Here is a 22235-nt window from a genome sequence, read left to right as displayed (position 1 = left end):
ACTCCGTCGCCGGCCTAGTCTGAATCCATCAGGAGCGACTAAGCTCCTGCTTAGGGCGGTCCGAGAAGCAAGGGCCGCCCGACCACCATTCCAGGAGGGGCATTATGAAAAGTCGGCTGAACGCGTGGTTGTGGCAAGTTGGCGTCGCGCTGGGTCTGATCGATGCGCCGCGCCTACAACCGATACCGGTTCGAAGCGAAGAACAACGTCGTCTGGCTGAGCAACGTCAGCGTCGTTGAAGCGCGAGCCTAAAGCTCGCCAGCGATTTCGCTTCCATCCAGGCACTGCACTAGCAGTGCCTGCCTCCCACGGTGCTGATTGCCTATCTGCGCCGTTTGCTTGTATCTACTTTCGCTAGTGGTTCGACCCTGGCGCACCGTTGGTCGCCAGGCCTGTCTCGCCTCTCAAGATTTCCCCATCGCGACGGATTACCTCAGTAGAGCCGACGACGTAGCCAGTGGCTGCGACAGTTCCAGTCGGTCGCTGTCAGAAAATAATGTGTTGGGCGGGGCAAGGCCGGAACGTCAAATACGCCTGGGGAGGGGTATGACGCTTCGGCCTTTTTTTGCGGACAATTTTCCCACCCTTCGTTGGCTCTCGGTTTGAATCCAGGCGCCAACGCGCTAAGCCATATGCACGACGGCTCTGTCCACATGATTGATGGTGGCGAGGATCTGCTTGGGCGTGGCCAGTGCGGGCGCCATGGTCCAGCGCTCATAGGCGTCGTTGCCGATGCGCAGCATGCCGGAGTGGCTGGCCTTGTTGCCGTCGACCAGCGGGTCGGGGTCGTAGAAGCCGAGGCTGTAGCGCAGCTCCTCGATGTCGGCGGGCGCGCCGGTCAAGAACAACCAGCCCGGCTCGATATGGTGCAGCGCGACGTATTCCTTCAGGCTCTGCGGCGTGTCCAACTCGGGCTGCAGGGTGATCGAGTACATGAAGACGTCGCGCCCCAGGCGTTCGCCCAACAGTTGCTGCACCAGCCGCAGGTTGGCCGTCGCGGTCGGGCAAATCCCGCTGCACGAGGCGTACATCATGTTGATGGCGACCACCTTGTCGCGCACCAGGTCGTCGTAGAAGCGCACCGCCCGGCCTTCGTGGGTATAGAGCGGCGTGTTCGGCAGGCGACCGCCAGCGGCGGCGCTGCGAAGGCGTTGCGGTGCTTCGCCGGCCTCGTGCCAGGCGGCCCAGCCGAGTGCGGCGGCGCCGAGGGCGCCGATGCCGGCCAATAGATTTCTGCGAGTGTTCATCTGCATTCCTCCAGGTTCATGAGCGTCGTTGTCGCGCAGCGTTCAGTCGCCCACGTCCTCGCCCACGTCTTCCTCGCCCTCGCCGACGATGTCCCAGCGCACCATCATCGCGTGGTCCTCGTGGATCACGTTGTGACAGTGCATGACGTACTTGCCTTTGAAGTCGCGGAAGCGAAAGAACACCCGCATGCTCATGGTTTTCTCCAGCACGAAAACGTCCTTGCGGCCGCGCTCGTGCAGCGGCACCGGCACCTCGATCTCATCGACGGTCTTGCTGAGCATGCGGCCTTCCTCGAAGTGGCTGTGGATGGGGTGAGTCCAGCCGCCGCCGTCATCCACAAACTCCCAGACCTCGGCGCTGCCTTGCTTGATCTTGGCCCGCGGGTTGTTCACGTCGGCCAGCTGCTGGTTGACCACCCACAGGCCGTTCTTGCGATCGAACTCCCAGCGCCGCACCGGCAATGCCGCGATGTCGGTGGGCAGCTCCGGCAAGTCCCGCAGCTTGGCCGGCACCTCGCTCATGTCCGGCTCTGGCGGCTCGCGATCGACGATGAACTTGAGCACGCGGGTGCCCGGCGCCTTGACGTCCTTGGGGCCACGGGTGCTGAGCTGGCGGATCCGGTTGACCAGGTACAGCTCGGCGCCGATCTGGTACTTGGAAAAGTCCACCACTATGTCGCCGCGCTCGGCCACGCCGAGCCGCACCTTGGTCTGGCCGCGCAGCGTTTCTGGCAACAGGTTGCCGTCGTTGGCGATGTAGTCGAAGCGCTGCACGACGTTGCTCGAGTTGACCAGATAGAATTCGTACATGCGGCTGGTGCCGCTGTTGAGCAGGCGCAGGCGGTACTTGCGGCGATCCACAGGCAATACCGGCTCGACCTTGCCGTTGACCACCACCTTGTCGCCCAGTACGCCCTCGGCATGCAGCTGGTCGAAGAACAGCTGGCCGTCCGGCAGCGGGGTGAAGCGCCGGTCGCCAAAGGCCAGCGGGTAGTCGTAGGGATGGCTCGGCAGGTGCAGTGCGCCCGGGTTCGGATCGCGCTCGTCGCCCGAGTCGAGCTCGTCGAACAGCAGGTAAAAGCCGACCAGGCCGCGGTAGACGTTCGGCGCGGTGAAATCCAGGGTGTGGTCATGGAAGAACAGCGTGCCCAGGGCCTCGTTCGGATCGCCGAGGGGCGTTTTCTGCTCGTCGTAGCCGGCATAGATGTTGGGGTAGAAGTGGTCCTTGAATCCCCCGGGCGCAGTCAGGGTCGGCCCGGCATGAGTCGGGCTGTAGAAGTCGCCGGGGAAACCGTCGCTCTCCGACGGCGTATGCAGATTGTGCAGGTGGGTGGAGATTTCCGGGCTGCCGAAGCCGACGTGGGTCTCCGGCAGTTTGTTGTGGATGCGGCAGAGGATCGGCCGGCCATAGCGCGCGAAGATGGTGGCGGGCACGGTCGTGTCTGGTGTGGCTGGCACGGTCGTGTCTGGCGTGGCTCTGCGATAAGCCCAGACGGTCTGCAAGGGCAGGTCCGGATGGGTCACCCAGGCGCGATTCTCCACGGCCTCCAATTCATAGAGTTGCGGCGCGCCGAACCTTGCGGTGAGCTCGGCATAACGCTGGTGCGGGTCTCGCCCGGCTTCGCCACCGGCGATATTCGCCGCCAGCGTGGGGCTCGGGCTCAGGGTGCTGACGCCTTCGATCGGCACGATCTGCCTGGGCAGTTCCTCCCGCCAGGGCCTGGTGGCCGGGCTGGGGGGGAAGATCGGCTGGGGCGTGGTGACCCACTCCACGGCAGCACTGTTACGTGCTCTGAGGAGCAGCGGCGCCGCCATGGCCGCGGCGGACAATTTGAGAAATGAGCGTCTGGCTTCGCCCTCGGCTGAATCCTTAAAACGCTTCGACCTAGCTTTCCAAACCTTGCTTTTCATGGGGCATACCTACCCCCCGGTTGCCAATTGGGCGCTCCCACCTCTCATGAATGCTTGGTCCATGGAGGTTGTTCTCCCCAGCGCTAGCTTGACGCTGACAGTCCGCGGCGCGTTCTTCGTTGCCGCGCAAAACGTCATTGACGGTAAGACTAAAGTCCAGGGTCTGAGGGGCGTAAAGTCCAGGGCGACAGAAACTCGGCGCTTTCGTCGGATTTAATCTCGCACCGATCCCGCGCCGCCTTGAGTCATCAAGTGGATGGGTTAGGAGCAACGCGGCGTAACCCACCAGCGGTGTCAGCAACAGACACCGCCCACAACGGTGCCGCCAAGCAGCGCCGCGTGCGGTTCGGATGGTGGGTTACGCCTACGGCTAAGCCACCCTACGCCGTATGCACGACGGTTCTGTCCACATGATTGATGGTGGCGAGGATTTGCTCTGGCTCCGCCAGCGCGGGCGCCATGGTCCAGCGCTGGTAGGCATCGTTGCCGATGCGCACCATGCCAGAGTGGTTGGCCTTGTTGGCGTCGATCAATGGATTGACATCGTAGAAGCCGAGACTGACGCGCAGCTCTTCAATATCGGCCGGCGCGCCGGTCAGGAACAGCCAGCCCGGCCCGATGCGGTGCCGCTCAACGAACTCTTTGAGGATTGCCGGTGTATCCAACTCCGGCTGCAAGGTGATCGAGTACATGAAGACGTCGAGACCTGCTCGGGCGCCAAGCATTGTCTGGACGAGCCGCAAGTTCGCCGTCGCGGTCGGGCAGTTCCCTGTGCATGAGGCGTACATCATGTTGATGGCGACCACTTTGCCGCGGATCAGGTCGTCATAGAATCTGACTGCCTTGCCTTCGTGGGTGATGAGCGGCGTGTTCGGGAAGTAGCGGCCGCCTGCTGTGCCACTGCGCGCACGCTGTGGCTCGGTGCCGCTTTGCCAGGTCAGCACACCGAGCGCGGTGATGCCTATGCCGGTCAATAGATTTCTGCGAGTGTTCATGTAATCCCTCCACCCTGCGAAACACGTTGTCGCGTGACTCAGACGATGTCCCATCTGAGCATCATCGCGTGGTCCTCGTGGATCAGGTTGTGACAGTGCATGACGTACTTGCCTTTGAAGTCGCGGAAGCGCAGGAACACCCGCAGGGTCGTGAATTCTTCGAGTACGTAAACGTCCTTGCGGCCTAGCTCGTGCGCGAGCAGAGGCTTATTCACGCCCTTCTGGATCTTGCCGATGATCTGTCCTTCTTCGAAGTGGATATGAATAGGGTGAGTCCAGCCATCTTCAGGGTTCACCAACTCCCATATCTCGGCGCGGCCTTGGGTAATCAAGGCTCGCGGACGCTTCACGTTGACCAGCTGGCCGTTGATCGTCCACATGCCACCCGAACGGTCGAATATCCAGCGGCGCACCGGTGCGCCGGCGATCTCCGCTGCAGTGATGGGCGGCAGCGGCCGCAGGGTACTCGGCACCTCGCTCAGGTCCTGCTGCGGTGGTTCACGATCGATGATGAACTTGAGTACGCGGGTGCCCGGCTCCTTGATGTCCTTGCCTTCCCGGGTATCTAGCTGGCGCATCTTGTTGACGAAATAGAGCACCGTACCGATCGGGTACTTGTAGAAGTCCACGACGATGTCGGAGCGGTTGGCCATGCCGAGCATCACCCGCGTCTGATTGAGCAGCGGGGCCGGTAGCAGGTTACCGTCGTTGGCGATGAGCGTGAACTTCTCGACTTTACCGCTCGAGGTCACCAGGGAGAGAGCATAAAAGCGGCTCGGCCCGCTGTTCAGCAAACGCAGGCGATATTTACGCCGCGCGACCTTGAGCACTGGCTCGATGTACCCGTTGACCAGCACCTTGTCGCCCAACACGCCCTCGGGATTGATCTGGTCGTAGAACAGCATGTCGTTCGCATCGAAACGCCGATCGGCGAAGGCCAGCGGGTAGTCGTACGGATGGCTCGGCAGGTTCAGCGCGCTCGGACTCGGATCAAGTTCGTCACCCGAGTCGACGTCGTCGAATAGCAGGTAACTTCCAAACAAGCCGCGCACTACATTCGGAGCGGTGAAGTCCAAGGTGTGGTCATGGTAGAACAGCGTGCCCATGGCCTCGTTCGGGTCGCCGATGTGGTCTTGCAGCTGGTCGTAGCCGGCATAGATGTTCGGGTAGAAGTGGTCCTTGAATTCCCCAGGCGCGGCCAAGGTCGGGCCGGCCTTGTTCGCACTGTAGTAGTCCCCTGGGAAACCGTCGCTCTCCGACCCCGTGTGGGCATTGTGCAAGTGGGTGGAGATTTCCGGGGTGCCGAAACCGACGTGATCCTGCGGCAGCTGGTTGCGGAAGCGGACGATGATCGGTTTGCCATAGTGCGCGAAGATCGTTGGGCCAGGGCTGACGGCACCCGGCGTAGTGCCTTCGTAGCCCCAGATGGGTTGCGGCGGATAGGCTGGGTGAAACACCCAATCGAGACGCTCCTTGGCCCTCAGCTCGTAGAGCAGCGGCGCGCCGAGCACTCCGATCAGCTCGTTGAAACGTTGGTGGGGTGCGCGTCCTGCTTCACCAGCGGCGGTATTTGCCGCCTCGGTGGGGCTCGGGTTCAGGGCAGGAACTGCCTGGAGTGGAGTAATCGCATTAGGTAGCGTCACCAGCCAGGGCGTGGTTGGCGGGCTGGGCGGGTACACCGGTGTAACCGCAGCGACAGCAGTACGCCCGTTCAGAAAGACCGGCGTCAGTAGCGCGGCGGCGCCAAGCTTGAGGAATGTGCGTCGCCCCTCGATAGCGGCCGGGTCTTGTGGGTTTGGCAGCTGACCTTGCCCATGTTTCAGTTTTGTAGTTTTCATGGCGATACTCCCTGCAGATAGCGTGCTCGTCGCTGGCTCAACGTCGCGTCTGGCTGGGCGATGAACGGCCAGCGGCGGTTTCACGCCGGGCATTCGGCTGGCGGGCTGACGGTCACGGCCGAATTCTTCTCAGGCTCGCTTTCGTGCCGCAGGCGGCCATGCATTGACGAGAGTGGCCAGGTGGTCGCTGTGAGGGTGCGTGAAGGGAGTGTGGAAAAAGCCGGTAGGTCGATGCTCTTAACTGCGGGCGACTTGCTCTCTGCCCAGGAATGATCTCTGCCGTGGTGATGGCCCTGGATACGGCGCAGCACCCTCTCCTGTGCATCACAACGCTTGCAAACAAGCGTCCGAATCCTCAGTGGCTGGAAGATTGTTGCTGAAAGTGTCAAATATTAGTCTAGATCGGAATTGTTCTTAAATGCAGGGCAAGTGGCTGTTTTAGAAGGGTTTGGATAGATTTTTGCGGCGCATTGATATCAATTGGTGCTTCGCTGCTGGCATATGGTTTTCGCTGTCGGGGAGTTCACCCCCATCTATCTCGGTGCGCGGCGCATCGAGTGGGTTTTTCGGTAGGTGTGGCTTACACCTTCACTATCTCCGGCCACTGCGAAGCCCGATCCATGTGCTCGCGCAATCCGCTCCATTGCATCGTTCCGCCCTACATCATCGAGCATCTCGCCCAGTCGGCAGACCCCGCTGTGCGCTGCTGGGCAGTCGCCAATCTGGCCGCCAGCCAGGCCCTGCGTGCGGTGCGCTCGACGACTCAAGCCATGCCGGGGTTGATGGTGCGGCCGCAAGGCTTCGATGACTAATACCGGCTCCTTCAGCCGAGCTCAAAAGGCCCACCCTTGATCAGCGCGCGCTGATAGGCCGGACGGTCGTGGATGCGCTGGAGGAACCCGGTCAGCTGTGGGTAACGGTTGTCCAGGCCGCCCCGGGCCTGTGCCGCTTCCAGCGGAAAACTCATCTGGATATCGGCGGCGCTGAATGCATGGCCGGCAAACCAACCGCTGCTGGCCAGTGCGCCCTTCAGATAGGTGAGGTGTTGGTTGATCTGCGGCTGGATGAAACTGCTCTTCGCCTTGCTGGCGATGGCCTTGGCGATCGGCCGGATGAAGAACGGCATGGGCCCGCGTTCGATCCGGTCGAACACCAGCTTGAGCAACAGCGGCGGCATCGCCGAGCCCTCGGCATAGTGCAGCCAGTAGCGGTACAGCAGGCGCTCACCGGCGTCGGCCGGCTGCAGACGGCCATTGCCGTAGCGCTCCACCAGGTACTCGATGATCGCTCCCGATTCCGCCAGTACCAGTTCGCCATCGCTGAGCACCGGCGATTTGCCCAGCGGATGCACGGCGCGCAGCTCCGGTGGGGCGAGCATGGTCTTTGGATCACGCTGGTAATACTGAATCTGGTAGGGCAGCTCCAGTTCTTCCAACAGCCAGAGCACGCGCTGCGAGCGGGAGTTGTTGAGGTGGTGGACAGTGATCATCGCGGCTCCTGGTCAGGGGTTTCGAGCAGTTGCTTCATCGCATCCAGATCGCGCATGACCCAGTCCGCATCGGCGGCGAAACTGGCATCGTCCATGTCCGGCTGGCGGAACAAAGTAAAGACCACGTCGCAGCCATCACCGTTGGCGAGCACCCGCAGCGGCACATAGATTTCAATGCCCGGCGCCGGATAGACGTAGTGATCGAGCACGCCGAAGGCGTTGGCTTCGCTGAAACGGATGCGTACCCGGCCATTGGCGGTGTCGGCGAACCACTCACCGTCGATGGATTGCAGGCCATCGCCCAGCCCCGACGCCCAGAGCGGGAAGTTCGCCGGTTGCGCAAGGAAGCGGTAGACCGTGTCCAGCTCGCGCTGGATATGCACGCTGAGGGTTTGCGATGGCAGTGGCTGGCTCATGCGGGTGCTCGTCGGGTCGGGGGAAGAGGGCTTGTGGCACACTGACGGGTCAGGAGAAGTCGTATGTCACGCCCCCAATGCCCACGCTGTAACCGCCCGCTCAACCATTGCCTGTGCGCGTTGATTACGCAAGTCGACAGTCGTACGCGGCTATTGATCCTGCAGCATCCGAGCGAGGCCAATCATGCGCTGAACACCGCGCGGCTGGCGGCCCTGGGGTTGCCCAACGCGCAGCTGCTGGTCGGCGAAGTGTTCGAGGATCTGCCGGCGCTCCTAGCGCAGCCTGGCTATCGGCCGTGCCTGTTGTTCCCCGGTGAACGGGCCGTGGCACTCACCGAGTGGGTTGCCGCCGAGGTCGAACCGTTGCTGTTGGTGGTTCCTGACGGCACGTGGCGCAAGGCGCGCAAGTTGCTGCACTGCAATCCACTATTGGCCGAGCTGCCGCGGGCGAGCCTGCCGGAAGGCTTGAGTTCACGCTATCGCCTGCGCAAGGCGCCCATGGCGGGCGCCTTGTCGACGCTGGAGGCGATCGTCGCGGCGCTGCAGATTATCGAGGCACCACGGGATTTCTCGCAGTTGCTGCGACCGTTCGAGGCGTTGATCGACGGGCAGATCTCGGCAATGGGCGAGGAGACGTTTCGGCGTAATCATGCGGATCAGTAGGCTGGCGAAGAGACGACCGGGTCAGTAGGACAGACATTTTTTGGGTATCGCTGCGCCCAACCCAACCTACGCAAGACCCGTAGGTTGGGGCGGGCAGTCCGAGCGCAGCGATACCCATCGGCCGATTTCGGGACGACATCGACATCAACGCTCGCGCATCGCTTCCGAGCGGGCTTTGAGAATTGGTTTGAGCAGATAGTCCAGCACGCTTTTCTCGCCGGTGATGATGCCGACGTTGGCGACCATGCCGGGGATGATCAGCAACGGATGCTCGTCGGTACCCAGGTGGCTTTTGTCCGTGCGCACCTGGATCAAATAGAAGCTGTTGCCCTTGTCGTCGGTGACGGTGTCGGCGCCGATCAGTTCGAGGCGGGCCTTGAGGCCGCCGTAGATGGTGTAGTCATAGGCGGTGAACTTCACGGTGGCGCTCTGTCCCGGGTGCAAAAACGCCACGTCTTGCGGACGGACCCGCGCTTCGATCAGCAGACTGTCCTCCAGCGGAACGATTTCCAGCATGTCGCTGCCGGGCTGCACCACGCCGCCAATCGTATTGACCTTCAGCTGCTTGACGATGCCCTTGACCGGCGACACCACCGTGCTGCGGCTGACCCGGTCCTGAATGGCGACGCCAGTGGAGGTGATCTTCTTCAGTTCGGTGCGCATTTCGTTGAGTTCTTTGGAGGCGTCCGAGCGAAAGCCCAGTTCGGACTCCTCGATGCGGCTCTTGATCTCGTTGATCGCTGCTTCGGCTCGGGGAATCGCCAGCGTCGTGGCGTCCAGCGAGCCGCGTACCTCCACGGCGCTGCGCCGCAGGCGGAGGATTTCTACCTCGGAAATGGCCCCGGTGCCGACTAGCGGGCTGGACATGTTCAGCTCCTGCTGGAGGAGGCCGAGGCTCGAGCGATATTGCTGCTGTTTGGAGCGGAATTCGGCGAGTTCCTGGTTTTTTTGCCGCAGTTGTTCACTGAGGGTGCGCTGTTCGCTGCTCAGGCGTTTCTGGCGAGAGGTGTAGAGCGCCAGCTCGTCTTCGGCGAGCTGCGGTGCGCTGCGGGTGATTTCCTCGGACAGTGCCATGGGCCGGCCTTCGGCTTCGGCGGCCAGACGTTCGACGCGGGCGACCAGCGCCAGGCGATCGGCCTCGCTTTCACCTTTGTTGGATTGGTAGCGGGTGTCGTCCAGGCGCAGCAGCTTGTCGCCTTTTTCCACGACCTGGCCTTCGCGCACGAAGATGTCGGTGACGATGCCGCCTTCCAGGTTCTGAATCACCTGTACCTTGCTCGACGGAATGGCTTTGCCTTCGCCGCTGGTGATTTCCTCGAGCACCGCGAACTTGGCCCAGACCAGCGCCACCAGCAGCAGCGCGGCGGCGGCCCACACGGTGATCCGCGCCAGCCACGGCGAATCCTCGAGGATCGCGCTTTCGACTTCCGGCATGAATTCGGTGTCCTGCCGGCGCTGGCGAATGCTGCCGAAGTAACCGCCAATGGCTTCGATCATCCTTCGCTCCTAAACGGCGGTCGGGCCGACATGGCCTTTGCGCAGCGCTTCCATCACCGCCAGCTTCGGTCCGTCGGCCACCAGATGGGTGTTGTCGAGCACCAGCAGGCGATCGACCAGGCCGAGCATCGACGAGCGATGGGTGATCAGCAGCACCGTTTTGCCCTGCACCCAGCTGTGCAGGCGGGTGCGGAGGATTTCTTCGCTGCTGTTGTCCATCGCGCTGGTGGGTTCGTCGAGTAGCAGAATCGGCGGGTCGAGCAGCAGCGCACGGGCCAGCAATACCGCCTGGCGCTGGCCGCCGGACAGCAGTTGGCCACGCTCGCCGACCGGGCGTTCGAAGCCTTGCGGGTGCTGCCGGGCGAGTTCGCTGACGCCGGTGATTTCGGCGACTTCGAGCATGCGCGCATCGCTGACGTAGCGGGCGCCGAGGGTCAAGTTGTCGCGCAAGCTGCCGGATAGCAGGGGCATGTCGTGGGTGACATAGCCGATCTGCTGGCGCAGATCGGCCACATCGATCTGCCGCAGATCCAGGCCGTCGAGCAGCACTTGGCCTTCATCCGGGCTGTAGAAACCCATCAGCAAGCGCCCCAGGGTGCTTTTGCCGGAGCCGCTGCGGCCGATGATGCCGATCCGCTCACCGGCGCGAACGTGCAGGTTTATATTGGCCAGCGCCGGGCTGTCCTGACCCGGATAGCGGAAAGTCGCCTGACTGATGGCCAAGTCGCCATGCAACACGGTGCGTTCCAGTGGCCGCTGTTTGGCCTGGCGTTCTTGCGGCAGGGCCATCAGCGCATCGGTGCTGCGCATGGTCAGCTGCGCCTGCTGGTAGCGGGTGATCAGTCCGGCGATCTGGCCGAGCGGGGCGAGCACCCGGCTGCCGAGCATGTAGGTGGCGACCAGGGCGCCGACGCTGAGGTTGCCGGCGATGATGCTGTAGACGCCGGCGACGATGGTCGCCATGCCTGCCAGCTGCTGAATGAACAGCGTGCCGTTGGTGGCCAGCGCGGAGAGAAAGCGCGCATGGGTGTCCAGGCGGGTGAGCGCGCCGTGGGTGGCTTCCCACTGATGCTGACGCTCGCTTTCGGCGCCGCAGGCTTTCAGGGTTTCCAGGCCGCCGAGGGTTTCGATCAACAGCGCCTGACGTTCACCGCCGAGCGCCAGGCTTTTCTCCACTGTGTCGCGCAGGCGGGTCTGGATGATCGCCGCGAACAGAATGGTCAGCGGAAAGGCCAGCAGCGGGATCACCACCAACCAGCCACCCAGCAGGCCGATGACCAGCAGCATCAGCAGGGCGAAGGGCAGGTCGATGATGCTGGTCAGGGTCACGGCGGTGAGGAATTCGCGCAGGCCCTGAAAGTCATGGATGCTCTGCGCGAAGCCGCCGACGCTGGCCGGCCGTGCTTTCAGGGCCATGCCGGTGATCCGCTCGAACAGTGTGGCGGACAGCACCACGTCGGTCTTCTTGCCGGCCACATCCAGCAGATGGGCGCGCAATACCCGCAGCAACAGCTCGAACAGGGTGCCGAGCAACAGGCCGATGGCCAACACCCAGAGCGTCGCAGTGGCCTGGTTGGGTACCACGCGGTCGTAGGTCTGCATGACGAACAACGGCACCATCAGGCCGAGCAGGTTGATCAGCAGGCTGGCCAGGATGGAGTCGGCATACAGCCAGCGCGATAGCTTCAAGGTGTCGCGGAACCAGGCCTCGACCCTCGGCAGTAGCGGGTTGCGCAGGTCTTCCAGCTCATGCCGCGGGCGGGCGAACAGCGCTTGGCCGCTGTATTCGGCGGCCAGTTGTTCGCGGCTTACCCACTGCTCGCCGCCGTCGGCTTCGCAGGGCAGGATCAACGCGCGGTCCTGGTCCGCCCACTGGCGCAGCACGGCGCTGCGGCCATTCTTGAGGAGCAGCAGCACCGGCAGATTGAGTGGAGAAATCGCCTGCAACTCGCGGCGCAGCATGCGTCCCTGCAAGCCGGCACGCGCCGCGGCGCGCGGCAGCAGGTCGGCGCTGAGGCGTTGTTTGGGGAGCGGCAGGCCGGCGCTCAGGCTGCTGCGGCTGACCACGCAACCGTGCAGCTTGCAGAGAATCAGCAAGCCATCGAGCAACGGGTCGTCGTGGCTCAGCCGCGGGTCATTCGAACTGGCCAATTCCATGGTCGTCACGTTTGACTACTCCTAGGTCCCCCGACTCGCCGTTCCCGACGAGTTTTGGCCGGGCGATGAAGCGCGCCCAGCCCCTGCAGGCGGGCCTACTTCAGGTCTGGTAGATGGGCTTCGCTCTTGACGGCCGACAGTGCGGTGGCTTCGGCCGGCAGCACGGTGCCTTGCTTGCGCAGCAGTTCGCCGGTGGCCGCGAGGAGCCGGTACATGGAGAACTCTTCGGTGTAGCGCACTTCGACGTAGCGACGATTGGCGGTGAACAATTCGTTCTCGCTGTCCAGCACGTCGAGCAGGGTGCGTTGGCCGAGGCCGAATTGCTGTTGATACGCCTCGCGTACACGGGCGGTGTAGTCGGCGTACTCCCGGGCCGTGGGGGTTTGCTGGCGGGCGTTTTCCATGGCATTCCAGGCCAGCATGACGTTCTCGTTGAGCTGGCGCAGAGCGTTGTTGCGGATGTCCATCGCCTGGTTGATCTGGTACGAGGAGGATTGCAGCCGGGCTTTGTCGCGCATGCCGTTGAACAGGTTGTAATTCATCACCAGGCCGGCGCGCCAGCCGGTGTCGTGGCCTTCGTCGCCGGCGACGCTGTCGTCGGCATGGGTCGCCAGTTCGGCATCGAAACGCGGGTAGAACGGCGACTTGGCCACTTCATATTGCTTCTCCGCGGCGTTCACATCGGCTTGCGCGGATTTCAGCAGCGGGTTGTTGTCCATCATCATCTGCCGGGCCGCCAGCTGGTTCTCCGGTATTTCGCCCTTCACTGTGGTGGGGGCGACCAGCTCGTCGGGCATGCGGCCGACGGCGCTGTAGAAGTTGGCTTCCGCGTCGGCCAGGTTGACCTGTTCGGTGTACAGATTGTTTTTCGCCAGGGCCAGGCGCGCTTCGGACTGATCCAGGTCCGCCGTGCTGCCGACACCGCGATCCTTGCGCAGGCCGATCTGGTCGCCGATGCGGGTATGGGTCTGCAGATTGTTTTTCGCCAGCGTCACCATCTCGCGGCGCTTGAGCACTTCCAGATAAACCTCGACTGTCCGCAGAGCCAGGCTTTCCGCAGTGCCTTGCAGGTAATAAGCCCGCGAATTGCTCACTGCCTTGGTCCGCGCCACTTCGTTGGGCGTGTTGAAACCATCGAAGAGCATCTGCCGCAGGCGCAGCTCAGCGGCCGAGTAGGTCAGGGTTTCCTTGTGATGGTCGCCGAGCGAGCGGGTGGTGGGATTGTCCGAGCGTTCGCGGCCGTAGCCTCCCAGCGCATCGACCACGGGCAGGTAACCGCCCTTGGCGACTTTGACTTCCTCGTCGGAAGACAGCCGGCTGCTGATGTTGGCCTGGATCTCGGGGTGGTAATCAACGGTGCTTTGAATGGCTTCTGAGAGGGTCATCGCTTGGGTGTGGGCGCAGGCCATCGTGATCAGCATGCCGCTGAAAATAGGGGTCATGACGCGCATAGGTGCTTACTCCGTTGTTAAGTCCGTTTGATAAACCTACTTCCGGCGCCAATTAATTGACTTTTTATGTATTGGCAATGTTCAACGTTTGTAACAACACAGCTAAGAACATTTTCGGGAAGACGCTAAGAAAAAATCTTCACAAGCGTTATGAGAAATAAGTCTTATGCCATCTGTGATATCCGGCACATTCTTTCCGCTGTGAAGTCGGCAGGGAGCCTGTTCTCGGGCGCTGCACCACTTCTTTAAGTAGGCGGACACCGTTTTAGGACGTTCTGGCGGAGAGAAAGCAGGGTGGCTAGTCGGTTTGCACGGAGAGTGACATTTTTTTGTCGCGTTGCAGTTTTTGAAGTGCGCTGATGCGTTTCCAGGGGTTTCTTTCTCGTTCCAGCAGCTGTCCCAGAGGGCGTTACGACCTTGGCTAAGAGCTGCGCTACGGCAGTAGAGGGAAGAAATCATGGCTACTACGATCGGTGTCGTCAGACAAGTTATCGGCGAGGTGTACGCGGTTGCGAATGATGGAGCGCGGCGCTTGTTGGCCGAGGGTGATCGGGTTCATATCGGCGAACAGCTGGTAACGGGCGCGAGTGGCGCCATCGATATCGCTTTGTCCAATGGCCAACAGCTGACCCTCGGACGCGAAAGCACGCTGGAGCTCACCCAGCAGATGCTCGCCGGCCCGCAAGACGCCACGGGTCAGGTTCCGGAACCAGTCGCCGCGCCCAGCGAACAAGACCTTACCGACGTCGAAAAACTCCAGGCAGCCATCGAAGCCGGTGTCGACCCAACACTTGAAGCTGAGGCCACCGCAGCTGGCCCTGGCGGCGGCGCGGGTGGCGCAGGAGGGGGCGTAGGAGGGGGACATTCCTTCGTGCTGCTCAATGCGGTCGGCGGACAGGTCGACCCGCAGATCGGCTTTCCCACCGCCGGCTTGAGCACTGGCCCACGTTTTCCCGAAGGCGAGGTCGACGGACTCCCGGCCCTCCAGGCGGCGCTCGCAGTCGAACCGGAGCCTCAGCCAGAACCTCAGCCAGAACCTCAGCTAGAGCCACCGATCAACAACATTCCGCAGATCGAGGTCCGCTATAACGCGCCGCTGAGCGAAAGCGACACGGCGCTGGTGTTGGAAGCCGGGCTGAATCCGGATGGTTCGGATGCCGCCTCCAGCCGCGAGTTCGCCGGCGGGAGTTTTATCCTGTTCGACAGCGATGGCCTGGGCGATCTGGTTTCCGTGACAATCAACGGAGTGGTTATTCCCCTGGCCAACCTGGCCGGCGCCACCATAGCCGGCGAGCACGGCACTCTCACGGTCAGCAGCTATAACGTGGCGACCGGGGAAGCGACGTATACCTACGAGTTGACCAGTCCAACCACGGATGACGCAGGCGCGGAAACCGAGGTGTTCACCTTGGTGGTTTCCGACGGCAGCGGCAGCTCCTTGCCGGCCGCGATCAGTATCGAAATTATCGACGACGCACCCACGGCTCGGGCTGACGTCGCGACAGTAGGCGAGGGCGCTACGGTTACCGGCAACGTGGTGAGCGGGCTAGGTAGTGGCTCGCAGGCGGACAGTTTCGGCGCGGACGGCACCGGCAGCAGCTCGATAGTGGGCGTTCGGGCCGGCGCAGATATCAGCACGCCGGTCAGCGGACAAGTGGGCACGGATATCGCCGGCAGCTACGGCACGCTGACCCTCAACGCCGACGGCAGTTACAGCTATAAGAGCACTCCCGATGCGGTGAGCGAAAGCGACAGCGTTACCGATGTTTTCACCTACACCATCGTCGATGCCGATGGAGATCTCAGTACCACGACGCTGACCATCGACCTGGCGAATATCACCGTCACCACCGACCTGGGCAGTGATTCCGACACTGACGTGCATGAGGCGGGGCTGAATGGAATCGGTAGCGATGCGGCTACCAACGACGAGATCGCCAGTGGCACCTTGACCGCCGGTGGCGGGGTCGGCACTTACAGCTTCGCCGTCAATGGCAACGGCCAGGGCACCTACGGCAGCCTGACGATCGACAGCAGCGGCAATTACACCTACACCCTGACCACGCCGTATGACACTAATCCGGCCACCAACGATGGTGCCGTGACTGAGTCGGGCAAGGAGCAATTCACCTACACGGTCACCGACGCCAACGGCAATACGGCGAGCGGCACGATCGATATCGACATCGTCGACGACGTACCGACGGCGCGAGCCGATACCGCGACGGTGATCGAGGGTGGCGAGGTCGAGGGCAACGTGGTCACCGGGGTCGGTACTGGCTCGGTGGCCGACAGCTTTGGCGCCGACGGCGCCGGGACGAGTGCGGTGGTCGGCGTCAAGGCCGGCGACAACACCGCGACGCCGGTCAGCGGCGGTTTGGGCGGTGTTGGGGTGGTGGGCGCTTGGGGCACATTGATCCTCAATGCCGACGGCAGCTACAGCTACCAGAGCAGCGCCGACAGCGTGACGCCGCCAGGGGCGACGGATACGTTCACCTACACCATCGTCGATGGCGACGGTGATCTGAGCACCACCACGCTGACCATCGACGTGGCGAACATCACTGTCACCACCGCGCTAGGCAGCGGCGCTGACACCAGCGTGCGCGAGGCGGGGCTGGACGGGATCGGCAGCGATGAGGCCGGCACCGATGAGATTGCGATTGGCACCTTGACCGCCGGCGGCGGGGTCGGCAATTACAGCTTTGCCGTCGATGGCACCGGCCAGGGCCTCTACGGCAGCCTGACGATCGACAGCAACGGCGATTACACCTACACCCTGACCTCGCCAGTGAACCTGCCAGCCGGCAACAACGCCGACAACATCCAGACCACGGAAAGCTTCGACTACACGGTCACCGACGCCAACGGCAATACGGCGACTGGCAGCCTGGTGGTCAGCATCGTCGACGACGTACCGACGGCGCGAGCCGATACCGCGACGGTGATCGAGGGTGGCGAGGTCGAGGGCAACGTGGTCACCGGGGTCGGTACTGGCTCGGTGGCCGACAGCTTTGGCGCCGACGGTCCCGGGGCGAATGAGGTGGTCGGCGTCAAGGCCGGCAGCGACACCGCGACGCCGGTCAGCGGCGGTTTGGGCGGTGTTGGGGTGGTGGGCGCCTGGGGCACCTTGATCCTCAATGCCGACGGCAGCTACAGCTACCAGAGCACCGCCGACAGCGTGACGCCGCCGGGAGCGACGGATACGTTCACCTACACCATCGTCGATGGCGACGGTGATCTGAGCACCACCACCCTGGACATCAACGTGGCGAACATCACCGTCACCACCGAGCTGGGCAGCGGTGCTGACACCGACGTGCGCGAGGCGGGGCTGGACGGGATCGGCAGCGCTGCGGCTACCGGCGATGAGGTCGCCAGAGGCACCTTGACCGCCGCCAACGGGGTCGGCACTTACAGCTTCGCCGTCGATGGCAACGGCCAGGGCCTCTACGGCAACCTGACGATCGACAGCAACGGCGATTACACCTACACCCTGACCAAACCGTATGACACTGACCCGGCCACCAACAATGGTGCCCAGACTGAGTTGGGCAAGGAGCAATTCACCTACACGGTTACCGACGCCAACGGCAACACGGCGAGCGGCAGCCTGGTGGTCAGCATCGTCGACGACGTGCCGCATGCCAACGATGTGTCCGCCGCGGTTGCTCTCGACGACGAAGGACTGTTGGGCGGCATTCCGAGTGCCGGGCAGGGCGATGCGCCGGGTGTGGCGACCAGCATTACCGGCAATCTTGCCTATCACGGCGGCGCCGACGGCGTGCAGTCGGTGGTGCTCAGCGGGCCGACTATGCTCGGCAGCGAAGCGGTCACGGCCTCCAGCTGGGATGCCACGAGCCGCACTTTGAGCCTGTCTACCGCGCGTGGCGAAGTACTCCGCGTACAGATCACCGATCTCGCCAGTGGTGCCTACACGGTCACCCTGGTGAAACCGATCATGCATGCGGCGGGTGACAACGAAAACGACTTCACCCTGGCGATCGGCTACCAAGTCACCGACAAGGATGGCGATACCGCCAATGCCACGCTGCGGGTGGTCATTGATGACGACGTCCCGACCATTCAGGCCAGTACGGTCGGTGAGGATTCCTTTGTCACCTTCACCGGCACCAATGCCGGTTACGGCAACAGCTACGGCTACTACATCAAGGGTGTGGACGGTACACCGATCAGCGGCAAGGTGCTCTGGGCCAACGTGCATAATCAGTCTGCCGATGACACCGCCAGCCTGAACGGGCTGAATCCGGCGCAGGTGGGCTTCTTCATCATTCCCAATGGAGGTGCCAATGCCGGCCTGAGCAATGGTGCCGACATCACCTTCCAGTTGAGCAATGGAAAGTGGGAGGCCGTCCTGGGCAACACGTCGTTGACCGGTGCGGATGGCGCCAATGTGCTGTTCAGCGACGCCAGTCTCAATCCTGGCGGCGCGCATCTGCAGGACACCGCCGCCGACGGCAACCAGAACTGGGAAGACCAGACGCAAGGTGCTGACTGGGACTACAACGATGTCAGCGTTAGCGTGACCTGGGGCGGTCGCCTGCAGGTCGATGAGACTCGTCTGGACATCGATGCCTCGCAAAACTTCAGCGGCTTTTTCACCGCACAGCCGGGCGCCGATGGCCAGCAATCACTGACTTATGCCCTGAACATTCAGAGCTCCGGAGTCGACAGTGGCCTGGTCGACACCGCCACGGGCCAGGCGGTGGTGCTGACCCGCAATGTCGCCGGCACCGTCGTCGAAGGGCGCACCGAAGGCAGCGATGAATTGGTCTTCCGGGTCAGCGTGAACAGCACCTCGGGTGTGGTCGCGCTCGACCAGCAACGTGCCATCATGCATCCGTCTACCGATCCGGATGAAGCCAAGAGCCTGGCGGCTTCCCTCGTCACGCTGACTGGCACCGTGGTCGATAACGATGGCGACTCGGCTTCAGCCAATATCGACCTCGGCCCGCTGCTGAGCTTCAAGGATGATGCGCCAACCGCCGTCAACGATGTCCCGAGCGGACTGGTGGCCGGCGGGCTGAGCGTCGCCGAAGGCAACGTGCTGCTCAATGACATCCCTGGCGCGGATGGCGGCAAACAGTTCGTGCGCTGGGACACCTCGGCCAATAGCGCCGCGCTTACCGAGCTGGCCCGCTATGGCACGCTGACTCTCGATCCAACCACCGGCGATTACCGCTATGTGCTCGACAGCAGCGACCCGGATGTCCTTGCTTTGGGGAGCGGCACGACGATCAGCCGGGACCTGCAGTACACCATGCAGGACAAGGATGGCGATATTTCCACCGCCAAGTTGACCATCACCATCACCGGTCAGAACGACCCGGTGACCTTGAACGGCCTGAGCGTCGGGGGCGGCGAGGAGGTGGTATACGAGGCCAACCTCAGCGATGGCAGTAGTCCGAACCCGTCAGCCCTGCTCCAGACCGGCAGCTTCAGCGTGACCGCGCCAGACGGCTTGAGCAGCGTCACGGTCAATGGTCTGAGCGTCTTCAACGGCAGCACCTTCATCCCGCGGACCATCAGCGATGCGCAAGGCACCCTGAAGATCACCGCTTATGACGCGTCGACCAAGACCTTCAGCTACAGCTACACACTGAACGACAACGCACTGGTCAACAGCAGCGGAATCGACAAGCAGTTCAGCGTGCTGGCCACTGACAGCGATGGCTCCAGCGCCACGGGCAGCCTGGATATCCGCATCGTCGACGATGCGCCGCTGGCGAAAAACGACAGTGCTTCGGTGGTGGAGAGCAGCGGCAGGGACTTCAACGTGGTGTTCGTGCTCGACTCCAGCGGCAGCATCGGTGGCGGCGAATTCACGACGATGATGAATGCGGTGCGTGCCGCCGGGCAGGCCTTGTTCGCCGGCACAAGTGGCGATGTGAGCATCAAGATCGTGGCGTTTTCCGAGACCGCGACATCCTACGACGGGGTGAGCACGCTCAACGACTTCAACGCGTTGGTCACGTGGATCAGCAGCCACCGGCCGTTCGACGACAACACCAATTTTACTGCCGGCATCCAGGAGACCATGCTCGTCTACGCGCCAGTGCCTGGGGCGAGCAATCAGGTGTTCTTCATTAGCGACGGCAATCCCAACGAGCAGACCGGCAGCAACGGTCATTCGCTGGAGGACACCACCGCCACTCAATGGAATACCTTCATCGATGACAACGGCATCAATGTCACCACCATTGGCGTTGGAGACAACATCAAAATCGAGCGTCTGGCTGATGTGGACGTGGATGGCAGCGGCGCGCCGATTTTGGTCGGCGACTTCAACAGCCTGGTCCATACATTGCTAGAACAGGTCGGCGGCAGCGGTCTGCAGGGCAATGTGCGGCTTGGCAACAACGGTGTGGTGGGCGGTGGCGACGATGACGTATTTGGCGCCGACGGCGGGCATATCCAGTCGATCGTCATCAATAACGTGACCTACGTGTGGGACGGGGTAAACACCATCGACCCAAGCAGCGGCGCGAATATTGCCGGCAGCCAGCTGAGCAACATCGCCACCGCGGCCGGCGGCAAGTTGTCCTTCAACTTCGCAACCGGGGCGTGGAGTTATGTCTCGCCGGTGGCCGGCGTCAGTGCCGATACCACCGAGACGTTTGCCTACACGCTGGTCGATAACGACGGCGACACCAGTCCGGCGACCCTGCAGGTCACCGTGCTCAACATCAACACGGCGCCGACGGGCACCAACGCGATCCTCAGCCTGCTGGAAGATGCCAGCAAAGTGCTTGGCACGACCGACTTTGGCTTCAGCGACAACGACGGCAATACCTTGCAGGCGGTCAAGATCACCACGCTGCCGACTGCCGGCAGCCTGACCCTGGACGGCGGTGCTATCGCTGCCGGAACCCTCGTCAGTGCGGCGGATATCGTTGCCGGCAAGCTGGTCTTCAGTCCGGCGGCCAACGGCAATGGCACCGGCTATGCCACGTTCAGCTTCCAGGTGCAGGACAATGGCGGTACCGCCAACGGCGGGGTGAATCTGGACCCGAGCGCCAACACCATCACCTTCAACGTCACGCCGGTGAACGATGCGCCGGTGGCGACCATCACGCCGACTAGCTACACCGCGACCGAGAAGGTGGCGTTGGTGCTGAAGAACACCGGTTTGTCGGTCGGCGATCCGAGCGACGGCGGCAGCGGCAGCATGACCGCGACCCTGAGCGTCACCCAGGGCCTGCTAAAGGCGGTAGCCGGCAACACCGGAGTTTCCATCAGTGGTAACAACAGCAGTGTGCTGACCTTCACCGGCACCTTGGCGCAGATCAATGCGCTACTCGGTAGCGGCGGCGGTTCGCTGACCTACACCGCCAACCTCAATACCCCGTCGGCAGCGGTCGCGCTGGTGTTGATGATCAACGACAACGGCAACATTGGCGGTGGCGCGCTGACTCATATGGATTCCGCGCTGATCAATGTCACCGCGGTCAACGATGCGCCGTCGGCGCTCGCTGACTCGGTCTACAGCAATGCCGGCAATGGCGTAAACATCGTCATCCCGCACTGGGCGTTGCTGCACAACGACAGCGATCCGGACAGCCTGTTGCACATCGCCAGTGTCGATAGCGGTAGCGGCCTGAGCTCGGTCAGCTTGGCCACTCCCGGCGTGGTGACGGTGGTCGATACGGGAGGCGGAAGCAATCCGAATGGCGGCTCGTTTGGCTACACGGTCTCCGATGGCAGCCTGACCGCCAGCGCGACGGTGACGTTGAGGCAGGACGTCAGCAGCGAGCTGGAGGGCAGCAGCGGCAATAACATCCTTATCGATAGCTTGGCCGGCGGCCATACGCTCGACGGTAAAAGTGGCAATGACATTCTGATCGGCAACGATGGCGACGACACGCTCATCGGTGGTAGCGGCGCCGATCTGCTAATCGGCGGTAGCGGCAATGACATCCTGATCGGCGGCTCCAGTACGGATACCGCGGGTTATCTGGATGCCAGCAGCGGCGTGACGGTGGATCTGAGTAATGCCGGTGCGCAGGACACTCTGGGCGCCGGCATCGATACGCTGTCGGAGATCGAGAACCTGCTTGGTTCAAACTTCAACGACACGCTGACCGGTGACGGCGGAAACAACAGCCTCAGTGGCCTACTCGGCGACGACACGCTGATCGGCGGTCTGGGTAACGACACGCTCACCGGCGGCGGCGGAGCCGATACCTTCAAGTGGCTGGGCGGCGATATCGGTACCGATACGGTCACCGACTTCCTCAAGGGCATCGATCATCTCGATTTGTCCGACCTGCTGGTCGGGGCGAGCAACGATGCGACCAGTCTCGGTCAGTTCCTGACGTTCGCCTTCGGCACCGATACCACTATCAGCGTGGATGCTAACGGCAGCGCCGCGGGCGGTGGCGGACAGAGCATCGTCCTCAGCGGAGTGAATCTGCAGGCGGCCTACGCGGCGCCGGATGCGGCTGGCGTGATCAGCGGCATGCTCGGCGATGGTTCGTTGAAGGTCGATACCGTCTGAGGCTGTGCAGGCGTAGGTAGGAGCGAATTTATTCGCGATAGGGGTAGCGCAGG

13 protein-coding genes are annotated in these 22235 nt (G+C 62.7%); 4 read left to right on the top strand and 9 right to left on the bottom strand.

Translation table 11 applies throughout. From position 1 onward, the window contains the following. Positions 1-104: 104 nt before the first annotated feature. Positions 105-239, top strand: coding sequence for a PA1414 family protein (locus NVV93_RS12815; RefSeq protein WP_258251031.1), 135 nt, complete (start codon positions 105-107; stop codon positions 237-239). Between the two features lie 384 nt (positions 240-623). Here NVV93_RS12815 and NVV93_RS12810 read toward each other — a convergent pair whose 3' ends face one another. The 4 genes from NVV93_RS12810 to NVV93_RS12795 form a co-directional block, all read right to left on the bottom strand. Continuing rightward, positions 624-1247, bottom strand: a complete 624-nt coding sequence (locus NVV93_RS12810; RefSeq protein ID WP_258251030.1) for an SCO family protein — start codon at positions 1245-1247, stop codon at positions 624-626. A 42-nt stretch (positions 1248-1289) separates the two neighbouring features. Continuing rightward, entirely contained in the window at positions 1290-3020 is a 1731-nt protein-coding gene (locus NVV93_RS12805; RefSeq protein WP_309137376.1) for a multicopper oxidase domain-containing protein, read from the bottom strand. A 518-nt stretch (positions 3021-3538) separates the two neighbouring features. Further along, positions 3539-4153, bottom strand: coding sequence for an SCO family protein (locus NVV93_RS12800; RefSeq protein ID WP_258251029.1), 615 nt, complete (start codon positions 4151-4153; stop codon positions 3539-3541). Positions 4154-4191: 38 nt separating this feature from the next. Next, complete coding sequence (locus tag NVV93_RS12795) at positions 4192-5991, bottom strand: multicopper oxidase family protein (RefSeq protein ID WP_258251028.1); 1800 nt, start codon at positions 5989-5991, stop codon at positions 4192-4194. Between the two features lie 557 nt (positions 5992-6548). On the opposite strand from NVV93_RS12795, the gene NVV93_RS12790 reads away from it, so the two are divergent. Further along, entirely contained in the window at positions 6549-6803 is a 255-nt protein-coding gene (locus NVV93_RS12790) for a hypothetical protein (RefSeq protein WP_258251027.1), read from the top strand. A gap of 11 nt (positions 6804-6814) precedes the next feature. On the opposite strand, the gene NVV93_RS12785 is transcribed toward NVV93_RS12790, so the two are convergent. Then, a complete protein-coding gene (locus tag NVV93_RS12785; RefSeq protein ID WP_258251026.1) occupies positions 6815-7480 on the bottom strand; it encodes a glutathione S-transferase in 666 nt (221 codons plus the stop codon). After that, entirely contained in the window at positions 7477-7896 is a 420-nt protein-coding gene (locus NVV93_RS12780) for an SRPBCC family protein (RefSeq protein WP_258251025.1), read from the bottom strand. The genes NVV93_RS12785 and NVV93_RS12780 overlap by 4 nt, the downstream gene beginning before the upstream one ends. A 63-nt stretch (positions 7897-7959) precedes the next feature. Here NVV93_RS12780 and NVV93_RS12775 point away from each other — a divergent pair, with 63 nt between their 5' ends. Then, positions 7960-8559, top strand: coding sequence for a tRNA-uridine aminocarboxypropyltransferase (locus NVV93_RS12775; protein ID WP_258251024.1), 600 nt, complete (start codon positions 7960-7962; stop codon positions 8557-8559). A 144-nt stretch (positions 8560-8703) separates the two neighbouring features. Here the strand turns inward: NVV93_RS12775 and NVV93_RS12770 are convergent, their stop codons facing one another. From NVV93_RS12770 to NVV93_RS12760, 3 genes are all read right to left on the bottom strand, one after another. Then, a complete protein-coding gene (locus NVV93_RS12770) occupies positions 8704-10056 on the bottom strand; it encodes an HlyD family type I secretion periplasmic adaptor subunit (protein ID WP_258251023.1) in 1353 nt (450 codons plus the stop codon). A gap of 9 nt (positions 10057-10065) precedes the next feature. Continuing rightward, positions 10066-12213: a type I secretion system permease/ATPase gene (locus NVV93_RS12765; protein ID WP_375162886.1), complete on the bottom strand. Its 2148-nt coding sequence runs from the start codon at positions 12211-12213 to the stop codon at positions 10066-10068. A gap of 95 nt (positions 12214-12308) precedes the next feature. Then, a complete protein-coding gene (locus NVV93_RS12760; protein WP_258251021.1) occupies positions 12309-13664 on the bottom strand; it encodes a TolC family outer membrane protein in 1356 nt (451 codons plus the stop codon). A gap of 457 nt (positions 13665-14121) precedes the next feature. On the opposite strand from NVV93_RS12760, the gene NVV93_RS12750 reads away from it, so the two are divergent. Then, a complete protein-coding gene (locus NVV93_RS12750; RefSeq protein WP_375162885.1) occupies positions 14122-22182 on the top strand; it encodes a retention module-containing protein in 8061 nt (2686 codons plus the stop codon). Positions 22183-22235: the final 53 nt, after the last annotated feature.

The organism is Pseudomonas sp. LS44 (genome assembly GCF_024730785.1).
Lineage (GTDB): Bacteria > Pseudomonadota > Gammaproteobacteria > Pseudomonadales > Pseudomonadaceae > Aquipseudomonas.
Note: the sequence above shows the minus strand (reverse complement) of the source record. Positions and strands in the feature narration are given on the sequence as shown.

Coding starts and splice junctions, on each gene's coding strand:
- NVV93_RS12815 (WP_258251031.1), top strand. CDS start 105: ATGAAAAGTCGGCTGAACGCGTGGTTGTGGCAAGTTGGCGTCGCGCTG.
- NVV93_RS12810 (WP_258251030.1), bottom strand. CDS start 1,247: ATGAACACTCGCAGAAATCTATTGGCCGGCATCGGCGCCCTCGGCGCC.
- NVV93_RS12800 (WP_258251029.1), bottom strand. CDS start 4,153: ATGAACACTCGCAGAAATCTATTGACCGGCATAGGCATCACCGCGCTC.
- NVV93_RS12795 (WP_258251028.1), bottom strand. CDS start 5,991: ATGAAAACTACAAAACTGAAACATGGGCAAGGTCAGCTGCCAAACCCA.
- NVV93_RS12785 (WP_258251026.1), bottom strand. CDS start 7,480: ATGATCACTGTCCACCACCTCAACAACTCCCGCTCGCAGCGCGTGCTC.
- NVV93_RS12780 (WP_258251025.1), bottom strand. CDS start 7,896: ATGAGCCAGCCACTGCCATCGCAAACCCTCAGCGTGCATATCCAGCGC.
- NVV93_RS12775 (WP_258251024.1), top strand. CDS start 7,960: ATGTCACGCCCCCAATGCCCACGCTGTAACCGCCCGCTCAACCATTGC.
- NVV93_RS12770 (WP_258251023.1), bottom strand. CDS start 10,056: ATGATCGAAGCCATTGGCGGTTACTTCGGCAGCATTCGCCAGCGCCGG.
- NVV93_RS12765 (WP_375162886.1), bottom strand. CDS start 12,213: ATGGAATTGGCCAGTTCGAATGACCCGCGGCTGAGCCACGACGACCCG.
- NVV93_RS12760 (WP_258251021.1), bottom strand. CDS start 13,664: ATGCGCGTCATGACCCCTATTTTCAGCGGCATGCTGATCACGATGGCC.
- NVV93_RS12750 (WP_375162885.1), top strand. CDS start 14,122: ATGGCTACTACGATCGGTGTCGTCAGACAAGTTATCGGCGAGGTGTAC.